We start from the raw sequence: 18,451 nt of genomic DNA on the forward strand, positions 1-18,451 counted from the left end.
CCAGCAAACGTGCGGCTGTCGCCGGCTTGGCAGGCATATTGCTTATGTGATCGGGAGACCCGCGCAGCGGGCACGCTGAACCGATCCGAGGAGACTGAAAATGCACCCCATCCGCTTGAACGCCATCGCAGCCTTGCTGGCCAGCCTGTTTTCACCCATGCAGGCGCATGCTGCGCCGGCCGAAGCCGCGCCGGAAGGCGCTGCAATCGCCGACGTCGTCGTCATCAGCGGCAGCCGCGTCGAGCATTCCAGCTTCGACCTTCCGGCCGCGATCAGCGTGCTCGATGCGCTGCACATCCGTGACGGGCAGTTGCGCGTGAATGCATCGGAGTCCCTGGCCGCCGTTCCAGGCGTGGTGGTGCAGAACCGGCAAAACTACGCGCAGGACTTGCAGATTTCTTCGCGCGGATTTGGCGCCCGGTCGGCTTTCGGCGTGCGCGGCGTGCGCCTGGTCACCGATGGCATCCCGGCCAGCATGCCGGACGGCCAGGGCCAGGCCGCTACCTTCAACCTGGACATGGCAGAGCGCATCGAGGTGCTGCGCGGCCCCTACTCCGCCATCTACGGCAACCATGCCGGCGGCGTGATCCAGCTCTTTACCCGCGACGGCGAAGGTGCTCCGACGGTGGAAGCCAGCTTTGCCGCTGGCAGCGACGGGCTGCGCAAGACCGACCTGAATGCGCAGGGCAGCGCTGCCGGTATCGGCTATGTGCTGGATGCCTCGCGCTTCGATACCGACGGTTACCGCGAACACAGCGCCGCCCGCCGCGAGCAGGCGATGGCCAAACTGACCATGCAGCCGCTACCCGGTGCGAAGCTGGTGCTGGTCGCCAACGGTCTGCGACAGGACGACACGCAAGATCCGCTGGGCGTAACCTGGGCCACCTGGCAACGCGATCCGCGCAATGGCGAAATCGATGCCACCGACACGCAAGTACCCAAGCGCACGCTTGCCGAGCGCTATAACACCCGCAAGAGCATTGACCACCAGCAGGGCGGCGCCAGCTGGGACCAGCGCTTCGAGTCCGGCCGGCTGCACGCCGGCCTGTGGGCCGGCAACCGCCGCGTGACCCAGTTCCAGGCGTTTTCCAAAGGCTTCCAGGCGCCGGCCAGCCATTCAGGCGGCGTGGTCGACTTCGACCGCGATTTCTACGGCTCCGACATCAACTGGCAGGACATGCGCGAACTGGCTGGCGGCAGGCTGACGACCACGGTGGGTGTCGAGTACGGCCGATCGAGCGATGACCGCAAGGGGTATGAAAACTTCATCGGCAATACCTTCGGTGTGCAAGGCAAGTTGCGGCGCGACGAGCAGGATGTGGTGTCCAGCACCGATCCTTACCTGCAAACGGAATGGCAGGGCGAACGCTGGCAATTCACGGCCGGCCTGCGCCACAGCCGCATGCGGGTATCGGTGGATGACCATTTCCTCGGCAATGGCAATGACAGCGGTGCCCTGCGCTACAGCCGCACTACGCCCCTGCTGGGAGTGTTGTACAAGCTGTCGCCGGCGGTGAACCTGTATGCGACGGCGGCGCGCGGCTTCGAGGCGCCAACCTTGAATGAACTGTTCTATTCCGGCACCGGCGCCGGTTTCAACTTCCAGTTGCGCCCCGCGCGCAGTACACACATCGAAGCAGGCATCAAGGCACGTGCCGGCGATACCAGCATCGATGCCGCATTGTTCCAGGTGCGCACGCGCGACGAGCTGGTGGTCGACGCCGCGAGTGGCGGCCGCACCAGCTACCGCAACGCCAGCGAAACCTTGCGGCAGGGCGCCGAGGTATCGCTGAACAGCAAGCTGGACGCCGGCTTCAGCACGCGCGTGGCAGCCACCCTGCTGAAGGCGACTTACGAGAAGCCCTTTGGCAGCGTGCGTGAAGGCGCCCGCCTGCCTGGCGTGCCGCGCGCCAGCCTGTTTGCCGAACTGGCATGGAAGTCCAGCGGCGAGCACTTCACTGCAGCGCTGGAATCACTTTCGGTGGCCAGCGTGTATGCCGAAGATGCGAATGCCGACAAGCCGGCGCCCGGCTACAGCATCCTGAATGCGCGTGTGGTCGCAAAGCAGTCGATAGGCGGATGGCGCATCAGCGAATTTGCGCGCCTGAACAATCTGGCCGATCGCCGTTACGTCGGTTCCGTGATTGTCGGCGACAGCAACAAGCGCTATTACGAAGCCGCTCCTGGCCGCAATTGGGTAATAGGCGTCAGCGCCCAGTACCAGTTCTAGAAATTGATGCGCAGCCCGGCCGTCACAATACGTGGCGCGCCGGGCGCCACGAAGCGCGCCTCCTGCGCCTGGTTTGTAGAGAAGAAGTCGGCAGCCATCGCGCCGAAGGTTTCATAGCGGCGATTGGTGGCGTTATTGATACGCACCTGCCATTCCCATTTTTCATTCGGACGGTAGCTGGCTTGCAAGCCAAGCAGGGTATGGCCGCCAACGCGCCAGCCCGGCCGCGCGCCATCTTCGTTGCCAAGGATGGCCATGCTGGAGGTGGCGTGCAGGGTAGCGCTCAACGACAGTGCCTCCGACACATGCCAATCTGCGCCAAGCTTGAAGGTGTGCCGCGGCAGGCCAGCCATCCGTGTGCCTTTCCGTACCGGCACGTCGCGGCTGCCGGTGAACAGGCGGCCGCCGGCGCCGTACGCGGCATCGAGGAAGCTGTAGGCAATCGTCAACTGCACACTGGCAGCGAGCATGCTGGCCGTGATGTCTGCCCCTTGGTGCCGTGTGCGGGGGAAATTGGCAAAGTAGCCGTGCTGGGAAACGCCGGCAGTGCGGAACAGGATGTCGTCCCTGTTTTGCGTGCGATAGACGGCCAGCGAAACTTGCTGGCCATCCTGCTTCCAGCGAGCGCCCGCTTCCACGGTACGTGACACGACCTGCTTCAGGTATGGATCCGATTGCAGGCCGACTGGCAAGCGGCAGGGTTGCTCGGGGTCCGCGCATCCCAGCTCGATCACGGTCGGCACGCGGTTGCTTTGGGAGGCATTGGCGAACAGTGTGAGCACCGGAGCCGCCTGGTAGTTCAAGCCGAGCGCTGGATTCAGTTTACGGTAGGTGAAGCGTTCGTGCTGCCCCGCGCCGTCATCGCGCCGGAGGGTGTTTGACAGGCGCGACCGGGCGTAACGCGCGGAGGCGGTCAGGGACCATGCACTGCCCAGCGTCCAGGTATCGCTTGCGAACAGGGAAGCGCTACGGGCGGTGCCATCGACCGCAGCTTCCAGTTCCGGCTCGCTGCCGGTCAGCACCAGCACTTCGCGCCGTGCGCCGAACTCGCCGGCCTGGCTGAACTGCGCTAAGGATACGCTGCTGCGGTCAAACGTCGTCCCAAGCGCCAGCCGGTGCGCACCGAGTGTATGCTGCCAGCTCGCACTCGCGCCCTGGCTGCGCTGCCGTGTCACGGCCGTGTTGAAGTTGGCCGGCACCGGAGCGCCGCTGCGGCTATCCTCCGCCTCGTCGCCGACGTCGCCGTTCACGCCATCGCGCCGGCTGCTGCGGGCGTAAGCGGACAAGGATAGCTGCGCGCTCCCATCGAGATGCCTGAGCAGGCTGGCCTGCACCTGGCGCAACTGGTTGCGGTTGCGGTCAGGACTGGTGTACACCGCACGCCGGTCGGTTTGGTACAAGCGGTCCGGCAGCAGGCCGTTTCCCACCAGCCGGCTACCACCCGCAAGCACCGATATGTCCCATTCGAAGGGCCCTGCGCTGCACCCTGCCTTGGCGAACAGCCTGGCCAACTGCCCCGGCGACGCCGCCCGCCAGCCGCGGTCGTGGAGCAACGTGGCCGCCACATAACTATGCCAGCCGCCGTCGCCACGCGCCCCGTGCGACAGTTCCACTTGCCGCCGCCCGTAACTGGCGCCGGCAACACTGATGCTGCCGCCCGGATCGTCCCGTCCATTGCGCGTCACCAGCACCAGCGCCCCGCCCAGCGTATTCAGGCCATACAACGGGTTCGATCCCGACGCCAGCAGTACTTGCCCGATGGCCGCTTCCGGCAGCATGTCCCAATTCACGACATCGCCGAACGGCTCGTTCACCCGCACGCCGTCGAGATAGACCGACAAGCCCTGCGCAGTGCCAAGCAGCGGCGAAGCCCGGAAGCCCCGATATGTCAGGTCATGCTGGTAGGGACTGCCGGAAACCTCATTCAGGTTGACGCCAGCCAGCGTGCGCGCCAAGGTTTCCGCCAGGGTCTCGCCCTGCTGCGGCGCGGCGCCAAGCTGCACGGCATACGGCAGCAGGCGGCGGTCGGTGACGAGGGCGCCTACAGGTGCAATGCCGACGATTTCCACCGACGGAATACCGCCGCCGGTACCGCCTCCTTCGCCACGCGCTGCCGCAGCAAGGAGCGCCAGCAGCCCGCCCAAGGCGCTGCGCTTCATGGCCTTGCCAGTTGCACGCCATGGCGTGCAAAGATCTCCTTCAGCTCACCGCTGGCAGCCAGTTCATTCAAGGCAGCCTGCAGTTTACGCGCCACCTCCGTATTATCCTTGCGCACCGCCATGCCAACCGCCCACCCAGCGCGCGGCAGGCGCTGGAAGCTTACCTGCTCCACCGGGAATGCAGGGTCGCCACGCAATTCGGACTCGATTTCCGAACGGGTCGCCAACACCGCATCGAGCTCCCCCGCCTTCAGCTTTTGCAAAGCCTCGGCCGCAGTGTGGAACAAATGCACCTGGTCGCGGAAACGGCCGTTGCCCTCTCCAAGCATCACCATGCCCGCCAGGGAGACCTGCTCCACTCCGATGCGCTTGCCCGCGAGGGAAGCCATGCCATCGAACACGGGAACGCTGCGTGCGCTGCGCACCAGGCGCACTGCCTCCACGTGGTAGGGCGCGAAGATCTCCACCTTGTCGTTGGACGCCATCAGCGCGCGGTCCACCGGTACGTGTAGCATGACGTCCGCCGGGCCGTAGCCCAGGTAGTGTCCCTTCCACACCATATTGCGCAGGTCGTCGTTCAGGTTTTCACCCGCCGGGAAAGGCAGCAGGCTCAGTTTCAGCGATAGCTTGCGGGCCAGCGCCGCAGCCAGGTCGATATCGACGCCCTGGCCTTTGTCGGAGAATGGGGCGAACTCCTGGTAGACGGCGACCTTCAGGATGCCGGTTTCAGCATGTACCGGCAGTGCGGCGACCAGCAAGGCGCAGCAGATCAGCAGCATGGCGCGGAGGCCACACAGGCGCAGGGTAAGCATGGCGGCCTCGCATCAATTGGTAACGCGACGGGTTTCCAGGTAGGTCTTGATGGCCCACATGGCTTCCTGGTTGAAGACGCCCTCGAACGGAGGCATGTACACGGCGCCGTTACGCACCTTGCCGCCGCGGATCGAGGTCAGGAAGTAGCGGTCGATCTCCTTGTAGCACGCCTGCTTCTTGGTCTCGTTGCGCATGCCAACGCAGTCGCGATCGAGCATGCGCAGGTCTGGGGCAATGCCGCCGGAAACTGCTTCCAGGCCGTGGCAGCGGGCGCAATTCTGGTTATAGGCGGAAGAGCCGATCTTCAGCGCCAGCTTGTTGTCTTTGTAAGGGTTTTCATCGCGCCACTTATCGCCGAGGACTGGCAGGCCGGTGGTGTCGACGCCCTGCGGCGTCACATTGCCGTGTGCGACGGCGAACAATGAGGTGGTGACTGCGGCCGCTGCGGCAACGGCAAGGATCAGGCGTTTCATGGATGTCTCCTGCATGGCGTGGTTGTAATACCCATGCAGGAGCAAACGGCGTGCCATGATTTTCCGCCTTGCTGGGCAGGACAGCTGCTCCAGTTTGGAACACCTGTCACAGGCCAGGTGTCACATCAGGGATAGACGAAGGACTTCACCAAGGTCAGTTCGCCCGCGGCACGCAGCGGCACCATGAAGGTCTGCTGCTTTTCGCTCGGCGTGTTCTCATTGGTGATGATCGAGACGGTGGCCACGGTGATGACCTGTTTCTCGGAGTTGCCGCCGAAATAATTCACATAGACGTGGTAGTTGCCTTTGGCCGGCGCCGGGCTGGAATAGATCTCCGGGCCATAGCCGCCGGTGACGTCGACATCCAGTCCGCTGCCGTCGGGCAGCATGCGCTGGCCGAACCAGGAGTGGCCGCCATTCGGCGTGATCACGTGCAGGTCGACATCGGTGCCCGGACTGTCCCAGGACAGCACAACCCGCAGGCGCGATTTGGTCTTGCCGCTGTAGCTGTCATAGAACTGGCTGCGCGCCCGGCTCCTGCCGTCCGGAGAGCGCACCTCGACGCCGTTCGAGCCGGGGCCAAAGATGTATGGACGCGCAAAGCTGCCATCTTCCTGCAACTCGACCGGCATGGCCACGCCGTTGACAATCAGCTTGGCCGGCTTGCTCCGGCCGGCACCCGCGATCTTGCCGCGGATCTGCGCCGTTTCGGCCTGCCCTGGCTGCATGTTCACGACCGATGCCGGGTAGTTCACGGTCTGGCTGTACTGCTCCTCGCTGCCGCCCGAATGGCGCCAGCCGCTCTTGGGCGATTCAATGCTCACTTGCGCCATGGCGCAGGCGGGCAACAGCAACAGCGGGAGGCAGAGTTTCTTCATGTGCTCAATATACAAAGGATTTAACAAGGGTCAGGTCGCCGATCTTGCGCAGGGGGACAACGAAATCCTGCCGCTTCTCGCTCGCTGTGTTTTCATTGAATACCAGGGTGATGCGCGTCGTGATGATGGGACGCTGGCGCGTAGCTTCGTCAAAGTGGTAGCCCGAGCTGCCAAAGTTACCCCAGTAGTTCACCCAGACCTGGTAGGTGCCGTGCAAGGGCGAGGTCATGGTGAACATTTCCGGACCGGGACCGTCTACGCTGTCCGCATCCAGTCCGCCGCCATTGGTGAGGAATGGGTGCGCAAAGAAGGCGTGCTGGCCATCCGGCGTAATGATGTGCAGGTCGATCTCGGCCTGGTTATCGTCCCAGGCACCGATGATGCGCAAGCGCGGTTGCGCGCGGCTGGTGTCCGCCTCGTAGAACTGCATGCGCTTCAGGGACTTGCCGTCCGGCGAACGGATTTCAACGCTGTTGGAGCCGGAACCAAACGCATAGCCGCGCGCATAGCGGCCTTCGTCGTCCGTGTACAGCGGCGTCGGATTGCCGTTCACGATCAACTGGTGGAAGGGGCGCTTGGTGCTGATCTTGGCCAATTGGCCGCGGATCATGGTGCGGTTTTTCTGCGCGCCACGGTCGATCAGCGAATATGGATAGCTGACGGCGAGCTCGCCGGACTTGTCGGTCATGCCGGCACGATTCCAGCCGCCGACGGGTCCCGTCAGCGTCTTGTCCTGCGCCAGAACAGGGGTGGCGGCCAGCGCCAGCATCAGCGCGGCGCTCAATTGGATGCGTGTTTTCACATAGCCTCCTGTGAGAGATCATTCAGGCGGCGCGCCAGGCGCTCCACATGGTCTTCGTCCTGCCCACGCGGGTGCCGGCGCAGCCCGATGTGCAGGTATTCGTGCGCCAGCGTAATGCGGTCTTCGCGCGTCGCCAGCGGCCGCATGAAGATGCGGTTGCGCGACTGTTCGGAATACGGCGAACCGGCCGTCAGTGCGCACACGGCCGGCAACTGTACCGGCGCTTCGTAGCCATCCTCGCGGCGCAGCATGCGCTCCCAGCGCGGCAGCGCATAGGCCAGCCACTGTTCGTTCTTTGTGAGGCGCGCACAGGTGCTTCCGGTATTTCCCGCAATGGCGAGGGTTGTGCGTGGGTAGGCCGCGGCCAGGATGTCGTCGAAACCTTTGCCGGTACGCGCCTGCGCCTGCGCGTCGCTCCAGGACAGGACGTTGGCACTGCCTTTGGTGCTGTGGTACTGCACCTGCGCGCCATCGAGCACCAGCTGATCCGTCCAGCGCGCCACTTCCAGTGCGGCGGCGCTGGCAGGATTGGGACTGACGCGCTGGGTGGCGCTGCTGTCTGCTATGTGCTGGCAGGATTCGGCACGGCGCGCGTTCTGCTGCAGGTAAGTCCGGGCTGCTATCGCGAAGGCACGTGCAGCTTCCGGCTCGGTAGTGCTGGCCTCGCGGTCGATCACACGCGCAACGTATTCGTTCACGCCCATACGGCCGCGAATCTGCGGTTTGCCATTCGCGTCGTTCGCCAGCGTCAACTCACCGCTGCTGCGGATCGGCAGGCTCTTGCCGTTCTCGAACTGGACTACGTAGCGGCCATTCAGCGCACCGGGCGCCGCCAGGCCGTCCGCCGTGCGCACGGAACGCACCGGGTAACGGGCGAAATAGTCGACCATTACGCAGCCGCTGTCTTCAGCAGCCTGCACGGGCGGCAAGGCTGCGGCAATTTGCGGCGCCCATTTCTGGAAGATGCCGGTGCTGCTGTCGCTGCCGCCAAACCATACCGGCGTGCCGTCGGCAAGCCAACCGGCCGCACCGCCCAGCCTTGCATCCGCGCGCCTGGGGTGATGCCAGGAGTAGGTCTTCACGCGCAGCTGGCTGCCGAACCAGCGCACGCTGCCAGCACCGCGGCCGTCCAGCACCACACGCAGCAGGGCTGCTTCCGCTTCCGTGCGGCTCGCAGGAGGAATGCTGCCCAGTACACGCAACAGGCTGCCAAGCGTCACAAGGCGCGCTGGCTCCAGGCGGGCTGGATCGGCCAGCCAGGCGAATTCACCGGCCGGCGCACTGCCAAGCCGGCGCGTCCAGTATGCCTGCCACGGACGCTGTGCGATTCCAAGGCGTTCCGGTGCGAAGAACAGGCCGCAGGATTGGGCCAGCGCGGCGTCCCGGCCGATGCTGCCGCCGGCTTCGCAGCAATACACTTCCTCCTGCTTCCGACCGCCGCAGTTGTAGTCGGGAGTGGGGAGCTTGCTGTCCACCGCGTACACGTAGACAAACAGCTTCCACAGGCTGCCGAGCGGGATCTCGGTGTTGGCCGCCATCGTTTGCGCCGCCGATGCGCTGCGCTGCTGCAGCTGCACTGCCTGTACCTTACCATCGCGCCACCACGCCAGGTCGAGCGAGGCCGCCGCAGCGACAGGCGCGGCGCAGGCCAACAGCAAAGCGGGCAGCCGGCGCAGCGACATTACTCGACTTTCAGTGTACGCATGGTCTTGCCGCCGCCTTCAAAAGCTTTTTGCTCCGGCTGGTACATGCGGTGGAAGCGGCTCGGCGGCAGGGTGTAGCTGCCCTTCTGGCCGAAGCGCAGCAGGTGGCGCACGACCACTTCTCCGCTCAATGGCTCGATCGGCACGGCATAGCCGTCGCGGCGCTCGACGTGGCGTGCACGCTCCAGTTGCACAGGCTCGTCGCCTGCCAGCTTCATGCCCCAGGTGGTCGATTCCACCATCGCGCCTGGCGGCAGGGCCACTTCCAGCAAGCCAAAGCGTTGCGTGGCGCTGCCGGCTTTGAGCTTGATCTCATCCATGTACAGTTCGTCCGTGCGCAGTGCTTCGCCCGGTTTGACCAATTCCATGGTGTAGCCCTTGGAGCCAGCTTTCATGCGCAGGATGCGACGTTCGATGCCGACATCCAGCGAATGCGCTTCGACGGCGCGGCTGTCGTATTGCACGATCGCGACGGTACCAGCCGGCGCGGCCTGCGCCAGCTTCAGTTGCTCAGGCAATGCCTTGGCGTCGGTCCAGCGCCATACCGGCTGGCCGCTACGGCTGTCCATCTGCTGCCATGCGCCTTCCAGCGCCGCCACAGGCGGCCTTGCGGCAGGCGATCCACCCAGTTTCTTCTGCACCCAGACCAGGGTCAGGGCACGGTCCATGGTCGGCATGTCGGCACGCACGGCCGACAGCACTGCGTCTGCCTGGGTTGCAGGCAGTTCACCGGCCAGCATCAGCAGGGCCTGCGCCACCGGCGCCGGCGAGGCGCGCAGCGCTGCCCATGCTTGCGGCAATTGCTGCTGCAACTGCGCCGGCAGGGCGATGCCGTTCTGCGCGGCGACGACCGACGTCAGCCCGACCGCCATGGAGCGGGTTACGCTGTCCTGCCCATCAGCCAGCAGCACGCTGCTGGTGACGCCCTGCTTGCGCGGCGTAGCGCCGACTTCCAGGCTCGACGCATCCGCGACCAGGCTTTCCGCCAGAGTCTTCGTCGGCAGGCCCATCTCATGCATCATCCACAGGCTCATGGCGCGCTCCAGCGGCGCATTGTTCTTGCCATGCTCGCTGTAGACGCTGACCAGGTTGTTCCAGTGCTCGCCCGGCAGCTCCAGGCGCAGGGCGCGCGAGGCATACCAGTCGGCGTAGTAAGCGTAGGACGTCATCAACGCATCGCCCTGGGTTGCCGGGCCCCACCAGCTGAAGACGGCATTCGGGCCGGCCATGGACACCAGACGCAGGCGCTGCGCCTGCATGATGGCCATCAGGCGCTCGCGTACCGGGCCGGCATCCGCCGGCATGCTTTGTGTAGCCATGGTCAGCGGGATCAGGCGGCTGGCCGTCTGCTCCACGCAGCCATACGGGTAGTCGATCAGGTCATCGGCAATGCGGGCGAAGTGGCTCGCCGCGCCTTGCGCGAACGAGACGCGGATATTGCGTGCATCGGCCGGCAGTTTCAGCGCGTTGTCGGTGCCGGTCAGCGCGACGCTCATGCTGCGCGGGCTAGTCCAGGCTGCAGGCTGCTCCTGCACCTTGGTATCCAGCGCATCAACCAGCTTGCCGTCCTGCTTCACTTCCAGGCGCAGCGGCGCGGTGCCGACGTCGACCGGGAATTCGACGTAGTTCACGCCCGGCTTGGCCGACAGCTTCTCCACTTTAGGCTGCGGACCGCCGGACAGCGTCACCTCCAGGGATTTCGTATCGCTGGTCTGGTTGAAGATGGCGACGGAAGCGCGCGGCGCGTCGCCGGTGCGCAGCCAGTCCGGCGACGTCCACTTGGCGTAGAACGATTTGTCCGAGCGCAGGTAGCCGGTGCGCTGACCGACGCGGCCCAGCGCATCCATGGCACGGCCAGTGATGCGCCAACGGGTCAGCGCATCCGGCATGGTGAAGATGACGCGCGCCTTGCCGTCTGCATCGGTCTTCAGCGACGGCGCCCAGAACGCGGTATCGATATTGTCGCGGCGCGGGCGTTCCAGCACTTTCACGCCACGTTCGTTGTAGTTGTGGCGTGCCGGCACGTTCTCGCGGCGGCCTTGCGCCATGTCGTAGCTGATGAAGGACAGGCTGGCCGTGGTGCGCACGTTGTTGCGGCGCGGGTGGTAGAAGAAGTCCGCGATGTCGGGTGCGATTTCCGGCTGCAGCACGTAAATCATTTCGTCCACCACTCCCAGCGCCACCAAGGTGGACAGCGGCTTGCCATCCAGCTGTGCCGTCACGTCGAGCGTAACTTTTTCGCCCGGCTGGTAGACCTCCTTGTCGGTCTTGAAGGTCAGCGCAATACGCGGCTCAATCACCTGCAAGCCGGCGTTCTGGAACACAAAGTCGCCATTGCGGGTGTACGCCACGGAGAAGGTCATGTTCGGCCCGTGCTCCTCCTTGACCGGGATACGTACGCGCCACTGGTTCTTCGCCACGCGCTTGGCCTGGTACCAGTCGGCGCTGCCGCTCATCAAACCGTATTGCTCCACCTTGTCGCGTTCCATGGTCAGCAGGGCCTGGTCGACCGCGTCGGAGAAGGTTACCAGCGCTTCGGCAGTCTCGCCTGGGCGATAGCGCACCTTGTCCATCACGATCTCGATGCTGCCCGGTGCCGCCTGCAAGCCTTCGCCGCTGACCCAGTGGCTGGCGCCCGCCAGCAGGTTGCCGCGCTCGTCGCGCAGCGAGAGCTGGTAGGAGCCTGGCTTGGCGAAGTTCACGTCCCAGCCTTTGGCGGCAGGATCGAATTTCCCTTCGGTCTTTTCCTGTTTCTCGAGCTGCACCATCTCCCAGCGCACCGGGCGTGCCGCACCCTGACCGTCCGCCACCAGGTCGAAGTGCACCTGCTGGCCTGGTTCGGAGAAGGAGCGCGCAGCCTTCAATTGGTAGCTGCTGATGGAGCGTTCGATCATCAGCTCGCGCGTCGCCTTGACGCGGTAGGCCGCACCGTCGGTCGCCATCACGGTCAGCACATAGCGCGACGGATCGGCGGCCGGCGGCAGCGTGAACGAGTAGTCGCCGCTGCGGTCGGTCTCCGCTTCCTCAGTCTTCAGCTGCACCGGGAACATGCCGCTGTAGCGCAATTCGCCCTCCACCATGGTGTTTTGCTGGCCGCGCAGGGACAGCGACAGCTTGGCGTTCTTTACAGGTTTGCCGTCCGGGTAGCGCAGGGAGATCGTGCCGCTGACTTTTTCGCCGGTCTTGAATTCCGGCTTGGCCGGCTGGACGTTGATCTCGAAGTGAGGCTTGACGTATTCCGCCACGCGGAACGCCGCACCGTACAGGCCATCCTTGTAGCTGAAGCGCAGCTCATAGCCGCCAGCGGTGGCCTGCTCCGGCAGGCGGAAACGGGTTTCCGTGCCAGTTTCCGGCGACAGTTGCAGGGTTTGCGTCAGCACCGGCGTGCCGTTTGGATCGAACACGGTCAGGCCGACCGGCGCCGCAGCGGCAGCCTGCGACAGGCGCGCCGACTTGAATTCGCGGCCGAGGAACTTGACGTTCACTTCATCGCCAGGACGGTACAGGGGACGATCTGTCACCGCATACATCTTGGTGTTATAGATCTCGCTGTCGTAGTAGAAGTTCTCCGACACGAACACGCCGCCGCTACGGTCTTCGCCGATCACATAGGTGTGCTCGGGGCTGCTGCGCTCCATCGACACTACGCCGTCCTTGGCGGTCGTGCCGGATTGCAGAACGCCGGTGCCGTCGGTCCACATCACGTTGGCATCGGCCACGGCGGCGCTGTTGTCGCGGCGCGCGGCCCATACCAGCATCTGGCCGGATGACACCTTGGTCACCGCCATGGTGTCGGATACGAATACCAGCGTGGTCGCACGGTGCTCGCCGATGATGGCTTCCACCAGGTACAGGCCGGGCTTGCGCTTGCCGACGGGGATCATCACATTACCGCTATTGCCGGCAATGAATTCGCTGCTGGAGCCATCCATCTTGACGCCCTTCGGCGGCTCGATTGCCTTCGCCTGCCAGATCGGATAGCGGAAGCTGTCCACCATCTCGAAGCCCTTGATCGGCTTGTACTGCGGGTTGTTGGCGAATACGGTCGCGCGCTTCATCGCTTCGCCGTTCGTCGCCAGCTTGGGCTGGTTCGCAGTCACCGCGTGGCGGGCTTCGGACGAGAAGATCCGTCGCCATGCCAGGCGCGATTGCTTCCACCAGCTGTCCCACAGGTAGCTCAGGGCATTGGCCAGGCCTTCGCCCTGGTAATTGCCGTCCACCTGGACCCGGTGCAGGTTACGCTGCTTCTTCAGGAATTCCAGCGGCTGCGGCACGCGGTACACCACGATGTCCGCACCGGAATACTGTTCAAGCTGCGAGCGGCCGAAGTCGCGGCCTGGCACTTCCAGGCGCACGCGCGCCTCGTCCGTGCTGCCATAGCTGGCATCGGACAGCAGGAAGAACGGCTCGCCCTTGAACAGCGTATAACCGCTGGACGGCGCCTCCTGTGCCGACGCACCGGCCAGCGCGGTCAGCGCCAGCAGGCCTGCGAGGCACAGCTTCAGGACAGAAATGACAGCCGGAACACGCCGGCGAAGTTGGGATTGTTGACCGCTGGTTGCCACCGCGTGTCCTTCCATGTCGTTAGTTGTTGAATATCGACGGTACGCAGACCGTTATCTGTTGGGGTGACGGTGCCCGTGTGGTAAGCGATATGCGCCCCCATCCACACCATCAGATGTTGTTCATCGCCCTGGTCGTAGAACAGCAGGTCGCCGGGAAGCGCCTGGCTGATTTCTCGCGCCACGAAGCGGCTGTTGTGCTGTACCAGCGCCAGCGCCGTGACGAAGTGGCCTACCTTGCCCTCGCCTTGCACCCAGCGGTTGCGCAGGGCTGCCTGTTGCGGCGTCAGGTCCAGTTCCGGTGGCAGGCGCCGGTCGCTGGCGATGCCGTTGGCACGCATCCACCTGGCGTCGTGCACGGACAAGGCTTCGTTGACGGCAAAGCGCACCAGGCCCGCGCAATCGCGGTGGTGCCAGCGCGGCGAAGGCCCTTGCTCGACCTGGGCGCTGATGATGCGCAGCATCCACGCCTGGAAAGCGCGCGACTGTGCCTGCGACAGGCGTACCTGCGCATCATTGGCACTGGTCAGCGCCAGCACCCGTGGCGCCGCTACAGCAGCGGCGCACGCGGCCAGCAGGTGCAGCGTACTGCGACGCTTCATTTGCCCGCTGCCTGCCATTCCAATGGCTGCCACGCAATGCCTTTGCTTGGCACGGACTTGAGAACCATGCGGTAAGGCGGATACTTCTTCAGCGCCTGCAGGCGCGGCACCAGGTGCGCGTCGACTGCGCCGCGCAGGACCGGCTCGCGCTGGCTTGGCAGGGTATTGAAGCTCTCTTCTTCGATCAGCTTGGCGAGCGAAGCCGGTGCGATCAGGCCGACAGTATGCTTGGCATCCGGCAGCAGGTCCGAGGCGGCGGGCATTTCCTTGCGCTTCACAGCCAATACCTGATCGACCAGCTTGGCGTCAGCCGAGAAAACCACGGTCTTGCCGCTGATCGCCAGCGTTGGCGTGGTGTCGCCCTGCGCAGTGGAAACCGCGCCGCTCCAGCGCAATTCACCCTTCTTGCCTTGCTGCTTCTCGACACCCTTGCCGTCGCGGATCGCCGTCTGGAACAGGCTTTCAAACAGCGCCTCGTTGCCGCCGGCGCGGTTGGCCACGAATACCGGCGTATGCAGGCGGGAGTTGCCATACCAGCAGGCGGCAGCCGGACCACTCAACTCGGTCGCCAGTGGCAGCACCGGCTGGCTGGTCTTGCCGCTGATGCTTTTCAGCACCGGCTGCAGGCTGTTCCAATCCACCGGCAGCGTGAAGCAGCTGCTTGGGTTGTACGGCAGCGCGCTCCACAGGGCGCTGCTGTCATAGCCTTCTTTCGGCAGCTTGGCCGCATCCAGCAGCACCTGCGAGCGCCACGCTCCCTTGCTGAAATCGAAGCGCAGCGCTTCCAGGCCGCTGAAAAATGGCTGGTAGCCGAAGGACAGGAAATCGGCCTTGATGGCGATGCTATGGCCGTCCTGCGCCGATTTCTCGAAGTGGAACTGGTCGTGGAAGACTTTCTGCTGCGCGGCATCCTTCCCCAGCAGCTTGGCGACCGTGGTCTGCGCCTTGTCGTCGCTCACCTTGCGGTCGGAGCCATACAGCATGCCAGGGTGGGACAGGATCACCATGCGTTCGCCATGGGCTGCAAACAGCAGGTTCCGCTGGTAGGCATAGTTCAACGCGTACACCGGCACCTTATCGCCATCGACGCGCAATTCGCCGGCGACGGTGAGCTGGGTATCCTTCAGCGCCACCTTGCCCGCTTCTTCCAGCACGCGCGCCAGCTTGCCGCGTGAGACGGAGATCACATAATGTTTGAGGGAGCCATCAGCATCGCGCCACATGGCCACTTCCGCCGGTTCGTCCAGCACCATGCGAATCAACTGGTCGCCCCATCCCAGCTCATGCTCGTAGGCGATGCGGCGCAGGCTGCCCTTCAGGCCCAGGCGGTCTTCGGTCTGCTCGTAATAGAACAGGAAGTCCTCGCGCAGCACGTCACGCGCCAGCGGCACGGTCAGCAAATCACGCGGCAGGCTGGAAAGGCTTTTGGTGACGACCAGGGCATCCGGCTTGGATAGGTCGATCTTCAGGCTGTTGACAGGGCCAGTCATGGCGCCCCAGCCAAAAGCCCGGTAGGCGAAAACGCCGCCGGCAACGACAGCAACTGCCGCGGCGATCTTGGCCAAAGTCTTTTTGTTCATGGCGGGTCCGGCAAAGTTATATTAAATACAACGACGCCAAATTTTGCCACGGAGTAACCAAATTAGCTAGCTATTTTCGCAAGCGTGCTTGCCTCGCGTTTGTCGAAAGTGATCGACACCGGCAGGAAGCGCGCGATCACTTCCGCGTTGGTGCGGGTATGCTGCGAAAGGATGTCCATGGTGAAGCTGCCGCTGCCGGCCAGCGCCATCGGAACCAGCAACTGGTCGGCCAGGTGTTCGCTGACCGCAGCGCCCGACGCGATAAAGCGGCGGGCTTGCGCCACGGCGTCGCGCGCCACTTCCTCCGCACGCCGGGCTTTTTCGCCGAAGGCGACGAAGACTTCCGTCACGTGTTCATGATCCAGCGTGATCAACAGTGCGTTGCCGGGGCCCCAGTTGTCCGGCAGCGTCTTGAAACGCAACTGGTCGCCAGACCAGCCCATGGCACTTGCCACGCAATCCAGTTCGCGCTTCGCAACGCCACCCGGCACGGCAGCAACCAAGCTCTCAGCGTAGGCTTCGCGCCGCTCTCCGCGCGCATCCAATGCCAGGTGACGCCAGGCTGCCAGCGGTTTCACGGTGGCCCGTACTGCGCCGCCGCCTGCGGGATAAAAGCCCGTGCGCTCCAGGTGGAATTCGACCTGCGCGCCCATATCGGCCATGGCGCGGCCATAAGCGCGCTGCAGGAATTCGGCCGGCGGCGCCTTGGAGTTATGGGTGCCACCGCTGACGCGTACTACGGACTCACCCGGCGCATACAGCAATGCCGGCACCACGGTCTGCAATACCAGCGTGGAACTGCCGGCCGTACCGATCTGGAATTCATACACGCCGGCCTTGATCGCACCAGGCGCGAACGACAGGCTGGTAGAGCCAAGGGCGTCGCCCTCGACTTTCGCGCCGGAGATTTCCGCGGCCGCCTTGACCGAAGCAAGGTGCTGACGCATCAAGCCCGGTTTCGAGCGGTTGGCGCGGATGTTCGAGATACGGAACGGCTGGCCGGTAATCATCGAGAGCGTCAGCGCGGTGCGCAGCACCTGGCCGCCGCCCTCCCCTTGGGAACCATCAATTTCAATCATTCTTGTTTTTATCCTTGTTCTTACCCTTTGACGCACACCACCTGCTTCAGGGTATGCACAACTTCAACCAGCTCTTCCTGCGCCTTCATGACGGCCTCGATGTCTTTGTAGGCCATCGGTATCTCGTCGATCACGCCTTCATCCTTACGGCATTCGACACCTTCGGTCGCCTTCACCTGGTCTTCCAGCGAGAAGCGGCGCTTCGCCTCGTTGCGGCTCATGGTACGTCCGGCACCGTGGCTGCAGCTGTTGAAGCTCTCCGGGTTGCCTTTTCCGCGCACGATGAAGCTCTTCGCCCCCATCGAACCCGGGATGATCCCCAGTTCGCCTTCGCGTGCGGACACTGCACCCTTACGGGTCACCAGCACGTCCTTACCGAAGTGGCGCTCTTTCTGCACATAGTTGTGGTGGCAGTTCACTGCTTCCACGTGCGTCTGGAAAGGCTTGGTGATGACGGTACGCACGGAGGCGATCAGGTTCTGCATCATCACTTCACGGTTCATGCGGGCGAACTTCTGCGCCCAACCCACCGCCTCAACGTAGTCGTCATAGTGCTGGGTACCTTCTTCCAGGTAGGCCAGGTCCTTATCCGGCAGGTTGGCGATATGGGTACGCATATCCTGCTGCGCCAGTTCGATGAAGTGGGAGCCGATGGCATTACCGACCCCGCGCGAACCGGAGTGCAGCATGAACCACACCGAACCTTCTTCATCCAGGCACACTTCAACGAAGTGGTTACCCGAACCCAGGGTACCCAGGTGTCGGTGGTTGTTGGTGTTTTTCAGCTTCGGCGTTTTCTCGCAGATCACGTCGAATTCATCCTTCAACTGCCCCCAGGCGACGTCCACGGCCGACGGCGGGTTCTCCCACGAACCGCGGTCGCGGCCGCGGAACTTCGGCGTCAAGCCGTGCGGGATCGCTTTCTCAATCGCGCTACGCAGCGGACCCAGGTTGTCCGGCAGGTCACGCGCGTTCAACGTGGTCTTGGCGGCCATCATCCCGCACCCGATATCCACCCCAACTGCCGCCGGAATGATCGCACCCAAGGTCGGGATTACGCTACCGATGGTCGAACCTTTGCCCAGGTGGACGTCCGGCATCACCGCAATATGCTTGTAGATGAAGGGCATCTTGGCGGTATTGGACAGCTGCTGGCGCGCCTCCGATTCGACCGGCACGCCCTTGGTCCACATCTTCACCGGGCTACCACCCGACACTTCCATCACTTCGAACTCTTTATCTTTCATCATAATTCTCATCTTCTAACGATTAATCTGCGCCGACAAGGGTGGAGACCACGCCATTCCACACCGTGCGGCCTTTGCCGGGAAGCGGCTCGGTGTGCCAGCTGACGGTTGTGTGGCGGCGGCTGGTGGAAATATTCATCGCCGCGTGCACGCCGCCGTAGCTGCGTTTTACGGTTTTCTTGCCGACTGCGCCGGCGCTGATGGTCCAAGCCTTGATTTGTGATTCCGCCATTTTGATCTCCTTTCGTCTTTGCGTATCTCTTCTATTGCAATGGGTGTGCCAGCTTGCTAAGTCATTGATAAATATAGATTCATGGAAATCA

Annotated in this window: 13 protein-coding genes; 1 reads left to right on the plus strand and 12 read right to left on the minus strand. The window is 63.9% G+C overall.

The features are described from left to right. Positions 1 to 100: 100 nt before the first annotated feature. Entirely contained in the window at positions 101 to 2,230 is a 2,130-nt protein-coding gene (locus ACN9MZ_RS29380; protein ID WP_426340289.1) for a TonB-dependent receptor family protein, read from the plus strand. Here ACN9MZ_RS29380 and ACN9MZ_RS29385 read toward each other — a convergent pair. The 12 genes from ACN9MZ_RS29385 to ACN9MZ_RS29440 form a co-directional block, all read right to left on the minus strand. Beyond that, complete coding sequence (locus ACN9MZ_RS29385) at positions 2,227 to 4,389, minus strand: TonB-dependent receptor (RefSeq protein WP_426340290.1); 2,163 nt, start codon at positions 4,387 to 4,389, stop codon at positions 2,227 to 2,229. The genes ACN9MZ_RS29380 and ACN9MZ_RS29385 overlap by 4 nt on opposite strands. Next, complete coding sequence (locus tag ACN9MZ_RS29390; RefSeq protein ID WP_426340291.1) at positions 4,386 to 5,201, minus strand: substrate-binding periplasmic protein; 816 nt, start codon at positions 5,199 to 5,201, stop codon at positions 4,386 to 4,388. The genes ACN9MZ_RS29385 and ACN9MZ_RS29390 overlap by 4 nt, the downstream gene beginning before the upstream one ends. 12 nt (positions 5,202 to 5,213) lie before the next feature. Further along, complete coding sequence (pedF, locus tag ACN9MZ_RS29395; protein WP_426166217.1) at positions 5,214 to 5,675, minus strand: cytochrome c-550 PedF; 462 nt, start codon at positions 5,673 to 5,675, stop codon at positions 5,214 to 5,216. 125 nt (positions 5,676 to 5,800) lie between these two features. Continuing rightward, a complete protein-coding gene (locus tag ACN9MZ_RS29400) occupies positions 5,801 to 6,553 on the minus strand; it encodes a YfaP family protein (protein ID WP_426340292.1) in 753 nt (250 codons plus the stop codon). A 4-nt stretch (positions 6,554 to 6,557) separates the two neighbouring features. After that, a complete protein-coding gene (locus ACN9MZ_RS29405; protein ID WP_426342974.1) occupies positions 6,558 to 7,322 on the minus strand; it encodes a YfaP family protein in 765 nt (254 codons plus the stop codon). 29 nt (positions 7,323 to 7,351) lie between these two features. Continuing rightward, the gene (locus tag ACN9MZ_RS29410) at positions 7,352 to 9,037 is read right to left on the minus strand and encodes a DUF2300 domain-containing protein (RefSeq protein WP_426340293.1); all 1,686 of its coding nucleotides are present in this window, start codon (positions 9,035 to 9,037) and stop codon (positions 7,352 to 7,354) included. Beyond that, a complete protein-coding gene (locus ACN9MZ_RS29415; protein WP_426340294.1) occupies positions 9,037 to 13,623 on the minus strand; it encodes an alpha-2-macroglobulin family protein in 4,587 nt (1,528 codons plus the stop codon). The genes ACN9MZ_RS29410 and ACN9MZ_RS29415 overlap by 1 nt, the downstream gene beginning before the upstream one ends. Continuing rightward, positions 13,560 to 14,222 (minus strand): DUF1175 family protein, encoded by a 663-nt coding sequence (locus ACN9MZ_RS29420; RefSeq protein ID WP_426340295.1) that lies wholly within the window; start codon positions 14,220 to 14,222, stop codon positions 13,560 to 13,562. Before ACN9MZ_RS29420 ends, ACN9MZ_RS29415 begins: the two co-directional genes overlap by 64 nt. Further along, positions 14,219 to 15,802, minus strand: coding sequence for a DUF2138 family protein (locus ACN9MZ_RS29425; protein WP_426340296.1), 1,584 nt, complete (start codon positions 15,800 to 15,802; stop codon positions 14,219 to 14,221). Before ACN9MZ_RS29425 ends, ACN9MZ_RS29420 begins: the two co-directional genes overlap by 4 nt. A gap of 62 nt (positions 15,803 to 15,864) precedes the next feature. Then, on the minus strand, positions 15,865 to 16,881 hold the full coding sequence (gene rtcA / locus ACN9MZ_RS29430) for an RNA 3'-terminal phosphate cyclase (protein ID WP_426340297.1): 1,017 nt from the start codon (positions 16,879 to 16,881) through the stop codon (positions 15,865 to 15,867). A gap of 20 nt (positions 16,882 to 16,901) precedes the next feature. Continuing rightward, positions 16,902 to 18,128, minus strand: a complete 1,227-nt coding sequence (locus tag ACN9MZ_RS29435) for an RtcB family protein (RefSeq protein WP_426342975.1) — start codon at positions 18,126 to 18,128, stop codon at positions 16,902 to 16,904. Positions 18,129 to 18,150: 22 nt separating this feature from the next. Next, complete coding sequence (locus ACN9MZ_RS29440; RefSeq protein ID WP_426340298.1) at positions 18,151 to 18,360, minus strand: hypothetical protein; 210 nt, start codon at positions 18,358 to 18,360, stop codon at positions 18,151 to 18,153. Positions 18,361 to 18,451 lie beyond the last annotated feature (91 nt).

The organism is Pseudoduganella sp. S-14 (assembly GCF_049913285.1).
Lineage (GTDB): Bacteria > Pseudomonadota > Gammaproteobacteria > Burkholderiales > Burkholderiaceae_D > Rugamonas.